Here is a 16,254-nt window from a genome sequence, read left to right as displayed (position 1 = left end):
AAAGTGAAACTTTAGTGAATACTGTATTATAATTTGAGTTTTAAAATTTAATATTTTACAATTATAGAGTTAACAGAATAAGTAAAGTGAGGTTCCACCATTATGAGCAGTTCATTACCAGTCCTGCCTACGATCAGCACGGCTTGTATCGTAATCAGCGCAATCCTTGTAGGCTTTGGAGTATGGCAAGTAAAAAAAGGGAATATAAAGGTCCACGAAAAATTAATGTTTTGGGCAGCTATTTTTGCAATTGTGTTCTTTATTATTTATGCAAGCAGAACGTTATTTATAGGGAACACGGCATTTGGAGGACCTGATTCAATAAAAATTTACTATACAATCTTTTTAATCTCACATATTACATTGGCTACAATTGGAGCCGTAATGGGGATTATCAGTCTGTATTATGGTTTTAAAGGGAAGATTGAGAAACATCGAAAAATTGCTCCGCCTACAAGTGTCATTTGGATGGTGAACGCGGTTGCTGGTGTCACTGTATATTTATTGCTTTATGTAATATACGAAGGTGGTAAAACAACAAGTGTGTTTAAAGCGATTATTGGTTCATAAAAAATAAAAGTTGCATAGGTAAAACGGGTCGTCTCATAGAATTAGAGATGACCTTTTTTCGTTTCTTTCTTTTACATGAGTCGTAAAAATGGTGTAGTTAAATATTTTCTCAGGAATGGCTGATGTTTATCATAGGTTTTATTTAGAGGCAATTAATCGGAGGTGCGGTAATGAAACAAATTAGAACTAATCGCATTCTTATCTTCCCCTGTTCCATCTCATTGGCAAAGTCTCTTATTTTGTACCCATATGATTTCAAAATGGTATCGCCGGTAATTGTTCCTGAATCTTTCCCATCTGACCGAGTGAAATGTATACTTCCTCTTTTAATAGAATTATATGAATTGGAAGGTGGGGATGCAGGTTGGTGGATCTGTTTTATTATTGATTTGCAAAGCCAAAAATTCATTGGAGAATTGGAGTTGGAGGGAGAAGGTGAAAACTTAACCTTTTCTTTAAGCTTTACAGATGCTCAGACAGAAAAAGAGTTTGTTTCTGAAGTTATGGAGGGCTTTTTCTATTATATTCATAAAATAGGAATTGCCCAAATGATCCAAACAGAAATAGGAGATAAGCGTTCTTATTATAAGGAGACCTTAAAAAAGTACGGTTTTAAAGCAGAGAGAGTGGAGGGAGACTATTATTTAATGAAAAGAAAAATAACATAAGCCTGCGGAAATCACACAATCTGCAGGCTTATTTGTTAACCTTTATTCCACTTCTACAAATATATCGAGTTCAGCTTTCACTGCCGCAAGAACTGTCTCGCATTGTTTTTGAAGAGATGTTGGAAATTTCTCTGTTTCTCCATATTCGACACCATGTGGATAATAATGCTTCCCAAGGACTGGTGTCATGAGTTGTATGGTTGCGCGATGTGCACCCACGTCACCTTCGACCGCATATCCAAAGACGCGTAAATAGAAAGTACCATCCCTTAATTCATATTTCTTGTCGTAGGAAACGCGTTCGTAATCCCATTGTTCGGCTCTGACTAAACCGTTCTCACTCATGACCTCATCCAGTCTGTTTAGGTTCACTTGGTATTTTTCAAGTCCTGTATTTTCAAATCTCATCTTATTTCCTCCTATCCCCTTTTAGAAAATGCCTTTTTCAGTATGAAACAAGTTTTGGAAATTCTCATTTTAATTTTAGTATTAATTTACCTTATCTGCAATAAATTGTTCTTTTATAGAGGCAGAAAGGTAAATTCGTTCAATTTGCTATTCAAAATGTTTATATTATACTTATTTTTCATTGTTTACATCTAAGTGATAGGTTTGTTTGAATTCTAATGGTATAATAAAAAAATATAAAGTAAGAATGACAGGAGGGACCACCTCTGAAATTGGTCTTTAGGGTTTTCTTTAGTTTAATTTTAATAATAATCTTCGGCATCTATGTTACGGTTAAAGATGATGTCAAAGAAAATACAGCTATCATTGATCAAAATTCCGTTAATGAAAATACCATGGAAACTTCTGATAAGATTAGAGAGTTAACAGATAATGAATCCAGACCTGAACAGGGTGTATCTAAATGGATTGGTAAAACTAGTAATCAGTTACTGGATGAATACGGGGAGCCTGATCGTATTGATCCTTCAGCTTATGGATATAATTGGTGGATCTATAATGATACATTAAGTAAGTATATACAATTTGGCGTAAACGAAAAGGATAAAAAAATTGTAACCCTATACAGTTCAGCAGAAGATGTTAATTTATATCCATTCTTTATTGATCAAACAGTGGAGTCCTTATATAAGGAATTGAATATGAATAGTTATATTGAAATGAACTGGAAAGGCACTGAATATCGTTTTGAGTTGTCGGAAGAAGATCTTCATTATCGCCCTCTAATCAAGTTTGGAGATATGTATGCTCAGGTTTATTTGGATAAAATTCTCGGTCAGGTATCAGGCGTGCGGTTTATGGATGCAAAGACATTGATTATGCATAAGCCATATGAGCTGACATACCGTGGAGAATTACATGAACCTGAAGAGTTAACGGATGAAGAATGGAAGCTGGTTGAAGAAGGAAGTCAGCAGCAAATTCTTGATTTGACAAACATCATTCGAACACGTTTTGACTTAGGTACCCTTGAATTTGATGAAAAAATTTCTGCTGTGGCATTTAAACATAGCGAAGACATGATGGTGAATGAGTATTTTGATCATGTATCACCCGATGATAAAGATGTTGGTGATCGTCTGAAGGAAGGCGGTGTTTCTTACTATTCAGCTGGCGAAAACATAGCTGCTCAGTATACAGATGCAATTGCGGCTGTTGAAGGATGGTTAAATAGTAAAGGGCACAGAGATATAATGTTAAATGAAGATTTTACGCACCTTGGTGTGGGAGTATATAAAAGATACTATACACAAAACTTTGTTGCGTTAACTGATTAAATGATACAAAAAAGAGCACTGAAGGAAAGTATTTCTCCTCAGTGCTCTTTTTTTGTGTGTAAATATTATTTATATAAATGAAGTCTATGCACGGAATTCTTTGGAAATATGCATCACTTATCTATCTATCGAAACATATACTACCCTAGGCGTATGTCATGTGGTGAGGTGAAATTAAATGGATGATTCCAAATTGCATCCTTCTGTCCAGAATTTTAAGCTTTTTCTTAAGAGTAATCCGAAAATCGTAAAAGATGTAAGGATGGGTAAGAAAACATGGCAGGAAATTTATGAAGATTGGTCTTTGCTTGGTGATCAGGATGAAGTGTGGAATGAATATAAAGAGGAAAAAAATATGAAGGAAGAAACTGAAAAAACAGATAAGGGCGAGTTTATTTCACAGCTTTTTAATCAACTTAAAAAAATGGACCCTGATCAAATCCAAAAACAAATTGGGAATTTTAGTCAGGTTTTAGGAGTGGTTCAGGGAGTCATCTCTCAATTTCAATCTTCCGGACAATCAGAAAGTGCACCACCTCCCGTCCAGAATAATCATCCTTTCAAATTTCGGCAAGATTAGGTAGATAGGAGTGAGAGTTTGAGACAAGATATCTATGAATTAATTGAGGCAGATGAAGATTTACTGAGTTTTTTGAGGCAACAACCAATCTGGTACAGACGTTTGTGCAGAAATCCACAGGATTTTTCGAAATTTGATACTGAAGCTAAGTACTTTTTTAAAAAAACGATTCCGGATCGGGTTCATCAGCTTTCAAACAGCGTTCAAATGGCTTCAATGATGGTTTCAATGTTTCAATCAATGAATAATGGTGAATAACGTTGTTTAAAGAAATGAGGACATTCTGTAAGAGTAGATGAAGTAAGGGAGGTTTAGTTGCGAATTACTTCTTCTACTTACCAAAGTAATAGGGGACAAGCCATAATTGCTACTTTTATAGGTGGATAATATTTCTAAGTTATAGCATCCTTGGATATTACGTGGTATGATAAGGTTGGAGGTGAGTATTTTTATGCTTGCTACTATTGAAACGGTTGAAATCATTGACCAAGCTGAACAATTGGCTAAAGATATAATGAACTCAGATATAGCTAAGCAATACTTTTTAAGTTTACATCAGATGAAGAAGGATCAAATGGCCCAGAAAAAAATTCAAGCGTTTAATTCTTTAAAGGATGCTTACGAGGAAGTACAGCGTTTCGGAAGATACCATCCGGATTATCGAACTGTCTCTAAAGCAATTCGTGAGGCTAAAAGGGAAATGGACCTTCATCCATCTATTATTGAATATAAACTGGCTGAAACAAACTTACAGCAAATACTTGATGAAATTAGTATGCTGATTGGTCATTCAGTATCCCCTCATATAAAAGTCCCGACAGGAAATCCGTTTTTTGAATCCTCCTGTAGCGGAGGTTGTGGCAGCGGGGGAAGTTGTGGATGTTCCTAACGGGAACGAGATAAAAAAAGGGCAATCCCAGAATCAAATGGGGTTGTCTTTTTGTGTATATGGCCGACATTAGAATTCTGTAAAACTAAAATAAACGTTTTTTTAGAAACAAGTATTAAGGGTGTATGATAAACCTATTCGATCCTCCATAGGAAAGTGGAGCTGGTATCTTTTCTATTGCGTACTTAGATATAACTATGCTGTTTCATTTAAAGTACTCCAATCATTTTTGTTATAAATTCTGATAAGGCAGTCTTGCCAAGGATATAATTCAGTTGGATGCAAATCTCTCCGATTTGTTCAGTAGATCTTACATACCATTCTCTCTAAATATTGATACACCTTTTAGTAATATGGTACACTAAATATAAATTGCATCCTAAAGGGGTATGTATATGTTTGTAGAAAGGCAAAGCCTGATTGTTTGGCTACATAGTCTAAAACAAGTGAAAACTCTGCGTAAAACAGGCAATCTGCATTATGTTTCCCGCAAATTAAAATATGCCGTATTATATGTAAATATGGACGAAATAGAAGCAGTTTCAGAAAAATTATCTTCCTATGCTTTTGTCAAAAAAGTTGAATTTTCTCAAAAACCTTTTATTAAAACTGAATTTGAGAGTAAAAAGCATGAAAAAGAAAAGGAAGAATATAGAATAGGTATTTAAAGAAAAACCGGATCCTGATGGGTCCGGTTTTTCTTTATTGCCATGGGGGTAAAAAACGATTCATGCGCAGAATACCTATTAAATACTGATAATAAAGGTCAGGATCAGCAAAAGTAGATGAATGTCTGACTTCCAACGTTATAATTTCTTTACCTTGCTCCTTAGCTGCCTGGTCAAATAGTTCATAACGCTTGCTTGGCTTATTATCTAGGACAGGTATTCCTTCTCTGCAAATATAAATTGGGATGAAATCGCCATAGCTTGATTTTTTCATAATCAATACAAACGACATGACTTTACCGCTGGGTCCATCTGACTGTAAGCTTAAAAAATGATTGATTCGATATTGATTAGCCTTTGCTAATTCCAATAGCTCATAAAGGTCAGAATATCCGGGTCCTAATTCTATAAAACGTTGATTCATTCTTGTATTTCCTCCTGTAAATCGGATATTGATAAGTGTATCATAATCCGGTCATGTACATCAGGAATATTACTGTATCCCAATAAGTGTTCGCATCAACTGGTCTTTTAATTAAATTAGTTATTTTTGAAACTTATTCACTGTGGAAATAGGTGGCAGTTAATTCACCCAAAAGAAAAGCCCTGGCACACAAGGGCGCCAGGGCTTCCTTCTACGCGCTTTTACAAACGCAGAAGGCAAAGGGAGAGGAGAAACCGGAGGAAGAACTTATGGGGAAACGTAAGTCTTCTCCGCGGTTGGCAACAACACCTCTGAAGATGTTGTTGTTAGTAGTATGACCAAATCGAACTGAACTATTCATTGTTAGCAGAAATTTGATTTCTATTTGTGAAATCAAGATTTTATGGTAGGATATTTTAGAAAGTTGAATACATATGAAATTTGGTGACAGATTATGCGAGTCATTTCAGGTACTTGTAAGGGAAGGCCATTAAAGGCTGTTCCAGGCATGACAACTCGGCCAACTACGGACAAAGTAAAAGAATCTTTATTTAATATTGTAGGACCATATTTTGAAGGTGGAGCGGTCCTGGATTTATTTTCGGGAAGCGGATCCCTTGGGCTTGAAGCCTTGAGCAGAGGAATGGAAAAAGGAGTTTTTGTTGATAAAGACTCAAAAGCTATTCAAATTATCAAAATGAATATCAGTGCATGTAAATTCGAAAATCAAGCTGAGGTTCATAGGAGTGATGCACTGAGATCACTAAAAGCTCTTGGAAAGAGAAAAGCTCAATTTGATCTCATTTTTATGGATCCTCCCTATAAAATAGCTACGATGATACCTGCTCTTATTGAAGAAATTGAAAGTGCGGAATTATTGGAAGAAGACGGTATGATAATATGTGAACATGGAGAAGAATTAACATTGCCTGAAAAAATTGGCGATTTTACTAAGTTCCGTGTTGAAAAGTATGGTATTACTGCTGTGTCCTTTTTCGAACGTTAAATATCTATGAAGAAATGGGGGGGAGAATGGTGAAGAAAATAGCTGTATGTCCTGGAAGTTTTGATCCTATAACATACGGACATCTTGATATTATTCAAAGAGGAGCACGCATATTTGACGAAATATATGTCGGTGTCCTTCATAACTCTGCTAAAAAATCTTTATTTACGGTGGAGGAAAGAGTGCAAATCATTGAAGAAGCAACTGCTCATATACCAAATGTGAAAGTGGACAGTTTTCAGGGGTTGCTCGTGGATTATGCTAAGGCAAGAAATGCTAATGCAGTCATCCGAGGGTTGAGAGCTGTTTCTGACTTCGAGTATGAGATGCAAATCACATCTATGAATCGGTTATTGAACGATCAAATTGAAACATTTTTTATCATGACAAATAATCAATATTCCTTTTTGAGCTCCTCGATCGTTAAAGAAGTAGCGAAGTACGGTGGAGATGTTTCAGAGCTTGTTCCTGAATGTGTACAAAAACGGCTGAGAATAAAGATGTCTGAATAAAATATGCTCAATCTATCAATTTACTGTTAAAAAGAAGCCAATCCTACTTTAATAGGAATTGGCTTTTTATATGGATTTCTTATACTGTATGTATAATAAAAGGGTGTAGCCGGCCAAAGAAAGAATAGTAATTAATGCACCGTAGTTAAGGAAGAAATTCAGGATAGTGCTGGATAATCCCTGCGTTTCCATTGAAAAAACAAATTCGGTAATTGATGTATTTTCAGAAGTAGATAACCGCAAGTATACGGGTTTCCATAAGATCACTGTAAGAATCGCAGCAAAAAACGTATGAATAATGCGTGCGAGGAAGAAAGGTTTAAAGCGTATATCCGTTTCAGCTAAGATGCTGGCAACTTGAGCTTGTATACTGAATCCTCCAAATGCGAGTAGAGCACTTACAATGATTGCTTGTGTCAATAATGTTGCACCACCAGCTTGGCTTGTTAATTGTGATCCCAACGTGATTTCAAATAACCCCGAAATAAAAGGAATGCTTAAAGTGGACGGCAGGTGAAGTGTATGAAACAGGCTGCTGAAAATGGATGCAAAGAAGCCGGTAATATGTAAGTGAAACAATAGCTTGTTAATCACGGAAAAAATGATGATAAATCCTCCAATCATCAAAAGTGTTTGTATGGAGGAATTAACTGCATCTCCTAAAATTTTTCCAAATGGCCGCTGGTCATTTAGACGGGTGCGGTGCATGCTTTTTAAAGCTGTCATGATCGGGAAAATAGTTGTATCTTTTTTGCTGCGGTCAAGTTTGTTTTTCTCTTCATTTCTCCCGTAAAACCTCATTACTAAACCAACAAAAATATTCGCTGCATAATGGGTTAACCCTAATAGTATTCCAAGTTTAGCATTATTAAAAAAACCGATAGATACAGCACCGAAAATAAATAATGGATTTGATGAACTTGTAAACGACACTAATCGTTCAGCCTCTATTCTCGATAGCTGACCTTCATCTCTTAGTCTGGCTGTTAGTTTTGCTCCAGATGGATTACCAGATGCAAGTCCCATTGCCCATACAAACCCTCCTGCACCTGGTACCTTAAATAATGGCCGCATGAGAGGCTCTAAAAAGACACCCAGTAGTTTTACTACACCAAATGCAATCAACATTTCTGCAATAATTAAAAAAGGCAATAAGGAAGGAAAGACAATTTCAAGCCAAATATTCAACCCTCGAACAGAGGCTTCGAAGGCTTCCTGTGGCATCAAGATCAATGCAGCTGCCATAATAACTGCAATTAATGCAAAAAGCATTGATTTTAAGATTGATTTATCCAATTTATATCCCTTCCCTTATTGAATTTAAGCGTGGTAAATAATCTGGTGCTAAAATATATTTAGTAAAATGAATAGAAGTTTTTTCAGATGGCTGGGTTGTCCCCAATATCAAAATATACTCATAGGAAAATAATTTAGAACTAATACTCCTGTTAAAGGAGCATGCTTGGAATCAGTACGGATAAAGGAGAGTCAAAAGAAATGGAACCTAAAATTGGATTAGCGCTTGGCTCTGGCGGTGCAAGGGGATTTGCACATATTGGTTTATTAAAAGTGCTAAATAGTGAAGGTATAAACATCGATTACATAGCCGGGAGCAGTATGGGGGCTTTAATAGGCAGTTTTTATGCAAGTGGATCAGACTTAGACCTGTTACAAAAAGTTTCATTGCAATTTAAAAGAAAATACTTTATGGATCTGACTGTACCGAGATTAGGATTTGTAGCTGGGAAAAAGATTGAGGAATACATTCGATTATTTACAAAAAATCAAAATATAGAGGATCTCTCAATTCCTTTAGCGATAGTGGCAACGGATATAGAAAAAGGAGAGAGAGTTATTTTTACGGAAGGTCCTGTATATGAAGCGGTAAGAGCCAGTATATCAATACCCGGCATTTTCGTACCTAAAAGAATCAATGGTAAATTGCTTGTGGATGGAGGATTAATGGATCGGGTCCCTGTTTCGGTTGTGAAAGAAATGGGAGCGGATATCGTGATTGCAAGCAATGTTTCCGCAACAAAAGGAGATGCAGATATTGGGTCTATATACGATGTTATTTTTAAAAGTTTAGATATACTGCAAATGGAAATTGTCAAAATTAAAGGGATTAACGCTGATGTAATGATTCAGCCCCCTGTTGAGTCTTTTAGTTCATTGGCATTTACAAACATTCAGGAAATTATTATGATTGGGGAGCAAGAAGCAAGAAAAAGACTGCCGGAGATTAAACAGGTCATACAGCATTGGAAGGAGAAAAAAGATGAAGCATAACCGTAAACTTAATATAGGCAAAATCGGGATCGCAGTTTTATTGTTGGCATTTCTGGCTGCATTTTATAAATTGCCTTATTATGTTTCCACCCCTGGGTCGGCGGAGACACTGGAGCAATTTGTAGAGGTTGAAGATGGAAGTGAAGCGGACGGCTCTTTTATGCTGACAACAATCCGAATGGGCAGAGCGAATATTTATACATATGCATGGGCTAAAATAGCAGATTATCATAAAATATATGAACTGGAAGAAATCAGAAGCCAGGATGAAACCGATGAAGAATATACGGTTAGACAATTAAAACTAATGGATGATTCCCAAACATCTGCAATCCTGAACGGGTATAAAAAAGCAGGCTATGAAGCCAAAGTGAAAGTAGAAGGAATATACGTGCTGCAGATTGCCAAGGGTAAACCTGCAGATGGAGTATTGAAGCCGGGAGATCGAATTATTAAAGTCGATGGAAGTGGAATCGAGTCAAGTGAATTTTTCATAGACTATATTTCCTCGAAAAAAGCTGGAGACCAAGTAAAATTAGATATTAAGCGTGATAATAAAAATATTGTTAAGACACTGCAATTGGAGATGCTGGAGGAAACTGGAAAGGTTGGTGTGGGCATTACCTTGGTCGAAGATCGAAGTGTTGAAACGGACCGAGAAATCGAGATCGACGCAGATAGCATTGGAGGACCTTCTGCTGGGTTAATGTTTACTTTGGAAATCTTTAATCAATTAACGGAAGAGGATTATACGAAAGGGAAGAAAATAGCAGGAACAGGTACCATTTCTGATGATGGAACAGTCGGTCCTATCGGTGGTATTGATCAGAAAATTGTAGCAGCTGATAATGCGGATGCAGAAGTGTTTTTTGCCCCTAATCAACAAGGTGCTGAGGAATCAGATTATAAATTAGCTGTAAAAACAGCAGAAGAGATTGGAACAGATATGATTATTGTTCCTGTGGACACAGTTGATGATGCACTGGATTATTTAAAAAGCATGAAATAAGAGAAGTTGGTTTTAAAGAAGAAGCCATTGATTCGGACAGTGAATCAATGGCTTCGTTTTTTCAATCAGCTAAGACGATGGGTGACATATATTCACGTTTTTGAGCTTTCATAGCAATAGCAGGGGGAAGAGCGGCAGCATGAACAATGGCAGCTCGCTTATCAATATTTATTAATGGATTTTTACAGGCTGCTAGGCGTGATACGATTTGATTTCCCTTTTCTTTTTTTATACTTTTTAAATAGTGCTGCCCGGCAGCTGTAAAGCCCAACACGCGTATATAAGGTGGAGTCAGGTCTTTTGGCATTTCATCTTTTGTGAAATTTAATAGCGTATAGGTTAGTATTCTTTGCAGCCGAGTCCAGGTATATCGCTTCGTTTTAATTAATGACATAAATTCCATGAAATTACTGGCGCGTTCAGCGGCTTCAATTAGTCGGTTCTCTAAACCTTCTTTCATTTCGTAAATTTTGGCAAGAGATTCTGCGGGCGTCGTGATTAATTTAACTTTTAAAAATGGCCAATACAGCTCCCAATTATGTAACGTGCGCTGCTCAGTTGTATAAGCTTGGAGATGGGCAAATGTTGTATCCGGAACAAAGGATGAGATAGCATCCAGTTTACCGCTTTCCATTAGTTCTTTCCGTATACCAGTTGCACTGGCTATTGTGCCTGGCATGAGAGTTGGATCGTGATACCCCGAACCGGTTCGTTTAATGGTCACTGGCTCGATGGATAATTTGTGTTTTAAAATTGCGGATACATAGTGATACCCAAGGATATTATTTGGCTGGTCTAAAGAAAGCATAGAAGGATGACGCGCTTGTAATTCCGAAAAGGCCAGAGAAGCAGCCTTGGGGTAGCTGTATCCCTCCTTGCTATAGTGCTGTATCCATTGATCGATTTCCTTAGAATTTTCCTGAATAATTGAATATGTATCTATAAAGGGTTCTATTTCTCCTTGCTCGCTCCCAAAACAAACAGACTGACAGCCAACTTCTTCTAATAATAAGATAGCTGCTTCGGAGAAATATTCTGCCTTTTGGACGGCATGAACAAATGGAAGCTCGATGATTAGATCAATACCAGCCTTTAAGGCCATGGAAGCCCTTGTCCATTTATCCACCAGGGCTGGCTCCCCTCGCTGAAGGAAATTTCCGCTCATTACGCCTATAGTCACATCAGCTTTTGTAATAGCTTTGGCTTGTTGTAAATGATATAAATGTCCATTATGAAAAGGATTATATTCTACTACAAGTCCCAGGGCATTCATATTGTACACCTCCTGATAAATGGTTGTTTTTTTAATAGTATATGATGGAGGAATCAGGAAGCAAGCATGCCATAATCTTATACGAGATTAATTCTGTTTTCAAAATGAAACTTTTCGGGTAAAATAGTTAGATAAGCGCTTAAAATTTGCATGAGGGTATCGCATATGGCTGTAAAGAAAAAACATTGACAAATGAATTTACCAAAGCTATAATTACCTTTGTTGCCTTGAGGTGATATAATATGAAATGGACAATTCCACAACTGCAAAAATTTCGCGACAATGGTTTTAATGTAGATGAGACAGCAGATCTTTCTGAACTGAAAAAGGCGGATCCACAAATTCGTGATATTTCACCAATTCGTGTATTTGGGAAAGCTGACTTGAGTTCTAATCGAGTTACTTTTCATCTGAAAATATCAGGTACATTAACATTACCATGTTCAAGAACCTTAGTTGATGTCCCATTCCCAATCGATGTTCAAACAACAGAGACTTATCTTTTTAATCAATATGAAGGTATGGAGATTGAGGATGGAGAATATCATGTGGCTGAGGGAGATGTAGTGGATCTTACGCCAGTAATCAAAGAAATAATTCTCACGGAGATTCCATTGCAGGTATTCTGTGATACGGATCATCCTGTAGGTGCTGCTCCGCTAGCTGGAGATGACTGGGAATTAATCTTAGAGGACCAGCAAGTTAAAAAGGTTGACCCAAGACTGGCAAAGTTGGCCCATTTTTTTGACAACAATGATGATAACAGTGAAAAATGAAAGACTACATAAGTCTTCCATAGAACCATCGTTTTTTAAGGAGGTGTAAAACATGGCTGTACCTTTCAGAAGAACTTCGAAAACTAGAAAGAGATTGCGTCGTACGCATTTCAAACTTCAAGTCCCTGGTATGGTTGAATGCCCAAACTGCGGTGAAATGAAATTATCCCACCGTATCTGTAAAGCATGTGGAACATACAAAGGAAAAGAAGTTGTAAATAAATAATCAACTTGAGAGAACACAGGGAAACCTGTGTTCTTTTTGTTTTTAAGGGGGATTCGCGGTGAAAGAAGTGATTGTGGAGAAAAAAGAGGGGTATTTGCTTGTTACGCTAAACCGGCCGCATGTTAGGAACGCCATAAATTTTGAGGTTATGGATTTATTGGAAGAGGCTATCGAACATGTGAAAACGGATGATGACAGTAAGGCCATGGTGATAACTGGAGCCGGTAATGTTTTTAGTTCGGGTGGTGATCTAAAGGTTTTTCATCTTCTTGATGATCAAAAGAACGCTTATCACATGTTATCGCGTATGGGAGAAATTTTATATAAAATAGCTACTTTGCCGAAGCCCGTTTTGGCTTTTTTAAATGGGCCGGCTGTGGGCGGTGGATTAGAACTGGCTACAGCATGTGATTTTCGATATGTAAAAAAAGGAACTTTGATGGGCTTTATTCAAATTGGGCAGGGAATAACCACTGGGTGGGGAGGTGGAGCTCTTTTGCTTGAAAAGGTAGCAGAATCTAAGGGGCTGGAATGGTTGATGTCGGGGCGGAAGTTTTCTGAAGAAGAAGCGTACTCAAATGGATTTGTAAATGGTATTGTGTCAGAAATAGACGAGAAAACCATTTTAAGCGTTATTGAGCCTATTATTAAAAATGATATTGAGGCATTGATGGCATATAAAAGTATAACTATCCGCAAAAGGAAAGCATCTGATCTGTATAAACGGATGCAAGAAGAGATTAAACGATGTTCTGATTTATGGGTATTACCAATCCATATGCAGACTGTGCAACAATTTCAGAAAAAGTCTCAATAAGAAGCCGATTATCATGTTAATAGAATCTTGTTTATTCTATCTTTCCTACCAGACGCATATGAATAAATATTATGAATGCTTATTGGGGGGAATAGAGGATGACAGGTTCGAGACAGGATGGATGGTCGCAGGATGAGGATGTATATTTGGCGGAGGTCGTATTACGGCATATCCGTGAGGGAAGCACGCAATTAAAAGCATTTGAAGAGGTTGGAAAAGGGTTGTCGAGAACTCCGGCTGCGTGTGGCTTTAGATGGAATTCTTATGTCCGTAAACAATATTCGGAAGGGATAGAGCTGGCTAAAAAGGTACGTAAAGATCTTAAAAAATCGATAGGGACTGCGGAATTGGAGGCGGAGCAGCCACATCGTGAGGATCAAGAAATCTTGGTCGGAATAAAGGGTGATGCTGAGCTTAATCTTTCTTTAGATACAGTTATTACCTATTTAACCAGTTTAAAGAGTAGGTTGGAAGAACGATCATTCCGTTCGCCTGAGGAATTACTGCTGGAATATTCAGAGTTAAAAAAGCATGCCGATTATTTAGTTCAAGAGAGAGATACAGTAGAAATACGATTTAAACAGATGGAGAAGGATTACCGTGGATTGCTTGATTTACTGAATCGGGCACGTCAATTATCGGAGGAAAAATGAGGATTGTTATAGGAGCATGCCTTTTTAAAAGGTGTGCTTCTATTAATGTTAAATGAAAAGAAAAAGCTTTCTCGCTGGAAAGCTTAAAGTAGATTTATTTATCATTATTAGGCTGCCAAATCAGTGGGTTCTCCCCTAAATCTCTTTCCATATCATACTCTACGGGTTCGAAGCCCTGTTTTTCCCAAAAAGTACGGGAATGGACTCTTGGGTTTGTTTTGATTGGTAGGCCAAGATCTTTGGAGAACTGAACGAGCATGGAGCCGTATCCCTTTTTTTGATAATCCGGTAAAACTTCAAGCTTCCATATTTCATAGTAATCCTGTGGAGGGTCAAAATATTTATCAAACCTGGCATCGATTTTATAAAGACTCATCCTGGCAACTAATTTATCCCCAAAATAGATACCGTAAAAAGGTGATTCGCTATTATCTTCTATAAGATTTGCCTGCAAATCTTCAAGCATGGATAATTCTTGCAAACCATATTCCTTAAATTTCTTGAATTCTTCAAGCGTGCGGTAGTTAACGCGTAATTTCTCGACCTTTACACTCACTTCATAGCCCCCTTAAATGTATGTGAAAAGTTTATACTTATATTTCCATTATAGCTAAATGTATAGAAAAATCATAATTTTTAATCATCTAAAGGCTACGTTTGGTTGGATGAATGAATGAGTACTTGGACGATGTATGCTTTCGGTAAATCGAAAAAGAAATAGAAGTGAATCCATAAATAATTCAGCCGAAATGATGTTAATTCAAAACTAGGTGTAGTTATCTTTCCATCATACATTGCTAATGTTAAAATTATTGCAAAAGATCACTTGGAGGAAAACATGAGGATTGGGATAATAGGGGGAGGAGCAATTGGATTATTGACAGCCTCAAAGCTGAGTGATAACCATCAAATTACGCTATTCACGCATACACCATTACAAGCGGACGACATTAATAAAAAAGGAATTACCCTGATTGACAGGCAGGGTGAGTATACTTATAAAAATATGAATGCGTTATGTATTGATGATTCGGAGGAATGGATTCAAAGACAAGATATCATCATTCTAACCGTAAAGCAGACGGCTCTCATTGAACTATGGTCCCTGCTAGAAGAGAATGCATCTGCAGTGATCTTTTTGCAAAACGGAATGAGTCATTTCGCTCATTTACCTGCATTGCGGGTTTCAACCATCTATACTGGGATTGTTGAGCATGGTGCCATTCGGGAGAATACTCATACGGTTCATCATACAGGGATTGGAATGATAAAAATCGGCTTGTATAGAGGAATGAAGCTGCCAGGTATAGAATATTTGGATACGGATGATTTTCCTGTTCAATTGCTCCCTGATATCAGATCTATTCATATTGAAAAACTAATCATTAATTCTGTTATTAACCCATTGACCAGTATTCTGGGAGTTCGTAACGGTGAATTAATAAAAAATACATATTTCATTAAGTTAGTGGAATCCATCTGTCAGGAGGTTTGTCAGTCGTTTTTAATTCCGGACTCTGAGCATCAAGCTTATTTAGAGAGAATTATTACAATATGTGATCGAACAGCCGAGAATACCTCTTCTATGTTAAGGGATCTTCAGCTGGATAGAAAAACTGAAATAGAGACAATCCTTGGATATTGTATTCGCGAAGCAGATAAGAATGGTATCCCTGCACCTCAATGTAAAATGCTATTTAATATGGTGTGTGGTATGGAAGAAAGTGAGGAGATGTGAGTGGACAGCTTATTAGCAGGCCTTATTGCTATTTGCGTAATCATGCCAATTATTGTTTATTTGACCGTATATACAATTTCCAGGCAGATGCTTAAAAATAATAAAAAGGCAGTCAGGCTTTCTGCCGATACTACGACGATTTTTTTGATTATGGCAGTTCATTATGCAGTTATCGCTCTTTTTGAACATTCATACTTATGGGTTATTATGATTATCTTGATTATAATCGCCTCCACTGTATTGTTTATGCATTATAAAGTAAGGGAAGAGGTTGACTTAAAAAGAGTTTTTACTGGTTTTTGGAGAGCTTCTTTCCTGTTATTCTCTGCCGCCTATTTTTTATTGGCCACAATTGGGATTGTGGAGAGAATAGTAAAAGTATTTACATAGGCGAAAAGCAATACCTTTTAA

22 protein-coding genes are annotated in these 16,254 nt (G+C 37.0%); 17 read left to right on the top strand and 5 right to left on the bottom strand.

The window, feature by feature from the left end:
* Positions 1–102 precede the first annotated feature (102 nt).
* Positions 103–570 carry a DUF420 domain-containing protein gene (locus AC4D4B_RS10715; protein WP_490995986.1) on the top strand — a complete coding sequence of 156 codons (468 nt, stop codon included), beginning with the start codon at positions 103–105 and terminating at the stop codon, positions 568–570.
* Positions 571–740: 170 nt separating this feature from the next.
* A complete protein-coding gene (locus tag AC4D4B_RS10710) occupies positions 741–1,238 on the top strand; it encodes a hypothetical protein (protein WP_490995985.1) in 498 nt (165 codons plus the stop codon).
* A 42-nt stretch (positions 1,239–1,280) separates the two neighbouring features.
* Here AC4D4B_RS10710 and AC4D4B_RS10705 read toward each other — a convergent pair whose 3' ends face one another.
* Positions 1,281–1,646, bottom strand: coding sequence for a YugN family protein (locus AC4D4B_RS10705; RefSeq protein WP_490995984.1), 366 nt, complete (start codon positions 1,644–1,646; stop codon positions 1,281–1,283).
* A gap of 272 nt (positions 1,647–1,918) precedes the next feature.
* Between AC4D4B_RS10705 and AC4D4B_RS10700 the strand changes: the two genes are divergently transcribed.
* The 5 genes from AC4D4B_RS10700 (at position 1,919) to AC4D4B_RS10680 (ending at position 5,120) form a co-directional block, all read left to right on the top strand.
* Complete coding sequence (locus tag AC4D4B_RS10700) at positions 1,919–2,983, top strand: CAP domain-containing protein (RefSeq protein WP_490995983.1); 1,065 nt, start codon at positions 1,919–1,921, stop codon at positions 2,981–2,983.
* A gap of 178 nt (positions 2,984–3,161) precedes the next feature.
* The gene (gene ylbD, locus AC4D4B_RS10695) at positions 3,162–3,563 is read left to right on the top strand and encodes a spore coat protein YlbD (protein WP_490995982.1); all 402 of its coding nucleotides are present in this window, start codon (positions 3,162–3,164) and stop codon (positions 3,561–3,563) included.
* An 18-nt stretch (positions 3,564–3,581) separates the two neighbouring features.
* On the top strand, positions 3,582–3,821 hold the full coding sequence (locus tag AC4D4B_RS10690) for a YlbE-like family protein (protein ID WP_490995981.1): 240 nt from the start codon (positions 3,582–3,584) through the stop codon (positions 3,819–3,821).
* 193 nt (positions 3,822–4,014) lie between these two features.
* Entirely contained in the window at positions 4,015–4,452 is a 438-nt protein-coding gene (locus tag AC4D4B_RS10685; protein ID WP_490995980.1) for a YlbF/YmcA family competence regulator, read from the top strand.
* Positions 4,453–4,847: 395 nt separating this feature from the next.
* On the top strand, positions 4,848–5,120 hold the full coding sequence (locus AC4D4B_RS10680) for a YlbG family protein (RefSeq protein WP_066100758.1): 273 nt from the start codon (positions 4,848–4,850) through the stop codon (positions 5,118–5,120).
* Between the two features lie 34 nt (positions 5,121–5,154).
* On the opposite strand, the gene AC4D4B_RS10675 is transcribed toward AC4D4B_RS10680, so the two are convergent.
* Positions 5,155–5,544, bottom strand: a complete 390-nt coding sequence (locus tag AC4D4B_RS10675; RefSeq protein ID WP_490995979.1) for a DUF7147 family protein — start codon at positions 5,542–5,544, stop codon at positions 5,155–5,157.
* A 454-nt stretch (positions 5,545–5,998) separates the two neighbouring features.
* Here AC4D4B_RS10675 and rsmD point away from each other — a divergent pair, with 454 nt between their 5' ends.
* Both rsmD and coaD read left to right on the top strand, forming a co-directional pair.
* On the top strand, positions 5,999–6,550 hold the full coding sequence (rsmD, locus tag AC4D4B_RS10670) for a 16S rRNA (guanine(966)-N(2))-methyltransferase RsmD (protein WP_490995978.1): 552 nt from the start codon (positions 5,999–6,001) through the stop codon (positions 6,548–6,550).
* A gap of 29 nt (positions 6,551–6,579) precedes the next feature.
* The gene (gene coaD / locus AC4D4B_RS10665) at positions 6,580–7,062 is read left to right on the top strand and encodes a pantetheine-phosphate adenylyltransferase (protein WP_490995977.1); all 483 of its coding nucleotides are present in this window, start codon (positions 6,580–6,582) and stop codon (positions 7,060–7,062) included.
* A 66-nt stretch (positions 7,063–7,128) separates the two neighbouring features.
* On the opposite strand, the gene ylbJ is transcribed toward coaD, so the two are convergent.
* On the bottom strand, positions 7,129–8,358 hold the full coding sequence (gene ylbJ / locus AC4D4B_RS10660; protein ID WP_490995976.1) for a sporulation integral membrane protein YlbJ: 1,230 nt from the start codon (positions 8,356–8,358) through the stop codon (positions 7,129–7,131).
* A 162-nt stretch (positions 8,359–8,520) separates the two neighbouring features.
* Here ylbJ and AC4D4B_RS10655 point away from each other — a divergent pair, with 162 nt between their 5' ends.
* Together AC4D4B_RS10655 and AC4D4B_RS10650 are read left to right on the top strand one after the other, a co-directional pair.
* Positions 8,521–9,351 (top strand): patatin-like phospholipase family protein, encoded by an 831-nt coding sequence (locus AC4D4B_RS10655; protein ID WP_490999891.1) that lies wholly within the window; start codon positions 8,521–8,523, stop codon positions 9,349–9,351.
* Complete coding sequence (locus tag AC4D4B_RS10650; RefSeq protein WP_490995974.1) at positions 9,341–10,360, top strand: SepM family pheromone-processing serine protease; 1,020 nt, start codon at positions 9,341–9,343, stop codon at positions 10,358–10,360. Before AC4D4B_RS10655 ends, AC4D4B_RS10650 begins: the two co-directional genes overlap by 11 nt.
* Positions 10,361–10,421: 61 nt before the next feature.
* Here the strand turns inward: AC4D4B_RS10650 and AC4D4B_RS10645 are convergent, their stop codons facing one another.
* Positions 10,422–11,633 carry a nucleotidyltransferase gene (locus AC4D4B_RS10645; protein WP_490995973.1) on the bottom strand — a complete coding sequence of 404 codons (1,212 nt, stop codon included), beginning with the start codon at positions 11,631–11,633 and terminating at the stop codon, positions 10,422–10,424.
* 242 nt (positions 11,634–11,875) lie between these two features.
* Between AC4D4B_RS10645 and AC4D4B_RS10640 the strand changes: the two genes are divergently transcribed.
* From AC4D4B_RS10640 to AC4D4B_RS10625, 4 genes are all read left to right on the top strand, one after another.
* Positions 11,876–12,409 (top strand): YceD family protein, encoded by a 534-nt coding sequence (locus tag AC4D4B_RS10640; RefSeq protein ID WP_490995972.1) that lies wholly within the window; start codon positions 11,876–11,878, stop codon positions 12,407–12,409.
* 52 nt (positions 12,410–12,461) lie between these two features.
* Positions 12,462–12,635: a 50S ribosomal protein L32 gene (rpmF, locus tag AC4D4B_RS10635; RefSeq protein WP_066100735.1), complete on the top strand. Its 174-nt coding sequence runs from the start codon at positions 12,462–12,464 to the stop codon at positions 12,633–12,635.
* Positions 12,636–12,693: 58 nt separating this feature from the next.
* Positions 12,694–13,452, top strand: coding sequence for an enoyl-CoA hydratase/isomerase family protein (locus AC4D4B_RS10630; protein ID WP_490995971.1), 759 nt, complete (start codon positions 12,694–12,696; stop codon positions 13,450–13,452).
* Positions 13,453–13,550: 98 nt separating this feature from the next.
* Entirely contained in the window at positions 13,551–14,105 is a 555-nt protein-coding gene (locus AC4D4B_RS10625; protein WP_490995970.1) for an RsfA family transcriptional regulator, read from the top strand.
* A 94-nt stretch (positions 14,106–14,199) separates the two neighbouring features.
* Here the strand turns inward: AC4D4B_RS10625 and AC4D4B_RS10620 are convergent, their stop codons facing one another.
* Positions 14,200–14,661 (bottom strand): N-acetyltransferase, encoded by a 462-nt coding sequence (locus tag AC4D4B_RS10620; RefSeq protein WP_139891303.1) that lies wholly within the window; start codon positions 14,659–14,661, stop codon positions 14,200–14,202.
* A 282-nt stretch (positions 14,662–14,943) separates the two neighbouring features.
* Here AC4D4B_RS10620 and AC4D4B_RS10615 point away from each other — a divergent pair, with 282 nt between their 5' ends.
* Both AC4D4B_RS10615 and AC4D4B_RS10610 read left to right on the top strand, forming a co-directional pair.
* Complete coding sequence (locus AC4D4B_RS10615; protein ID WP_490995969.1) at positions 14,944–15,843, top strand: 2-dehydropantoate 2-reductase; 900 nt, start codon at positions 14,944–14,946, stop codon at positions 15,841–15,843.
* Positions 15,844–16,233 carry a DUF3397 domain-containing protein gene (locus AC4D4B_RS10610; protein WP_490995968.1) on the top strand — a complete coding sequence of 130 codons (390 nt, stop codon included), beginning with the start codon at positions 15,844–15,846 and terminating at the stop codon, positions 16,231–16,233.
* The last annotated feature ends 21 nt before the right edge of the window (positions 16,234–16,254 follow it).

Source organism: Pradoshia sp. Z6_59, from assembly GCF_058267515.1.
Note: the sequence above shows the minus strand (reverse complement) of the source record. Positions and strands in the feature narration are given on the sequence as shown.

What these genes read in the sequence shown, in the direction of transcription:
- AC4D4B_RS10680 (WP_066100758.1), top strand. Translation starts at nt 4,848, where the DNA reads ATGTTTGTAGAAAGGCAAAGCCTGATTGTTTGGCTACATAGTCTAAAA.
- AC4D4B_RS10625 (WP_490995970.1), top strand. Translation starts at nt 13,551, where the DNA reads ATGACAGGTTCGAGACAGGATGGATGGTCGCAGGATGAGGATGTATAT.
- AC4D4B_RS10650 (WP_490995974.1), top strand. Translation starts at nt 9,341, where the DNA reads ATGAAGCATAACCGTAAACTTAATATAGGCAAAATCGGGATCGCAGTT.
- AC4D4B_RS10655 (WP_490999891.1), top strand. Translation starts at nt 8,521, where the DNA reads ATGCTTGGAATCAGTACGGATAAAGGAGAGTCAAAAGAAATGGAACCT.
- AC4D4B_RS10715 (WP_490995986.1), top strand. Translation starts at nt 103, where the DNA reads ATGAGCAGTTCATTACCAGTCCTGCCTACGATCAGCACGGCTTGTATC.
- rpmF (WP_066100735.1), top strand. Translation starts at nt 12,462, where the DNA reads ATGGCTGTACCTTTCAGAAGAACTTCGAAAACTAGAAAGAGATTGCGT.
- ylbD (WP_490995982.1), top strand. Translation starts at nt 3,162, where the DNA reads ATGGATGATTCCAAATTGCATCCTTCTGTCCAGAATTTTAAGCTTTTT.
- AC4D4B_RS10615 (WP_490995969.1), top strand. Translation starts at nt 14,944, where the DNA reads ATGAGGATTGGGATAATAGGGGGAGGAGCAATTGGATTATTGACAGCC.
- AC4D4B_RS10705 (WP_490995984.1), bottom strand. Translation starts at nt 1,646, where the DNA reads ATGAGATTTGAAAATACAGGACTTGAAAAATACCAAGTGAACCTAAAC.
- AC4D4B_RS10685 (WP_490995980.1), top strand. Translation starts at nt 4,015, where the DNA reads ATGCTTGCTACTATTGAAACGGTTGAAATCATTGACCAAGCTGAACAA.
- rsmD (WP_490995978.1), top strand. Translation starts at nt 5,999, where the DNA reads ATGCGAGTCATTTCAGGTACTTGTAAGGGAAGGCCATTAAAGGCTGTT.
- AC4D4B_RS10640 (WP_490995972.1), top strand. Translation starts at nt 11,876, where the DNA reads ATGAAATGGACAATTCCACAACTGCAAAAATTTCGCGACAATGGTTTT.
- AC4D4B_RS10675 (WP_490995979.1), bottom strand. Translation starts at nt 5,544, where the DNA reads ATGAATCAACGTTTTATAGAATTAGGACCCGGATATTCTGACCTTTAT.
- AC4D4B_RS10645 (WP_490995973.1), bottom strand. Translation starts at nt 11,633, where the DNA reads ATGAATGCCCTGGGACTTGTAGTAGAATATAATCCTTTTCATAATGGA.
- AC4D4B_RS10710 (WP_490995985.1), top strand. Translation starts at nt 741, where the DNA reads ATGAAACAAATTAGAACTAATCGCATTCTTATCTTCCCCTGTTCCATC.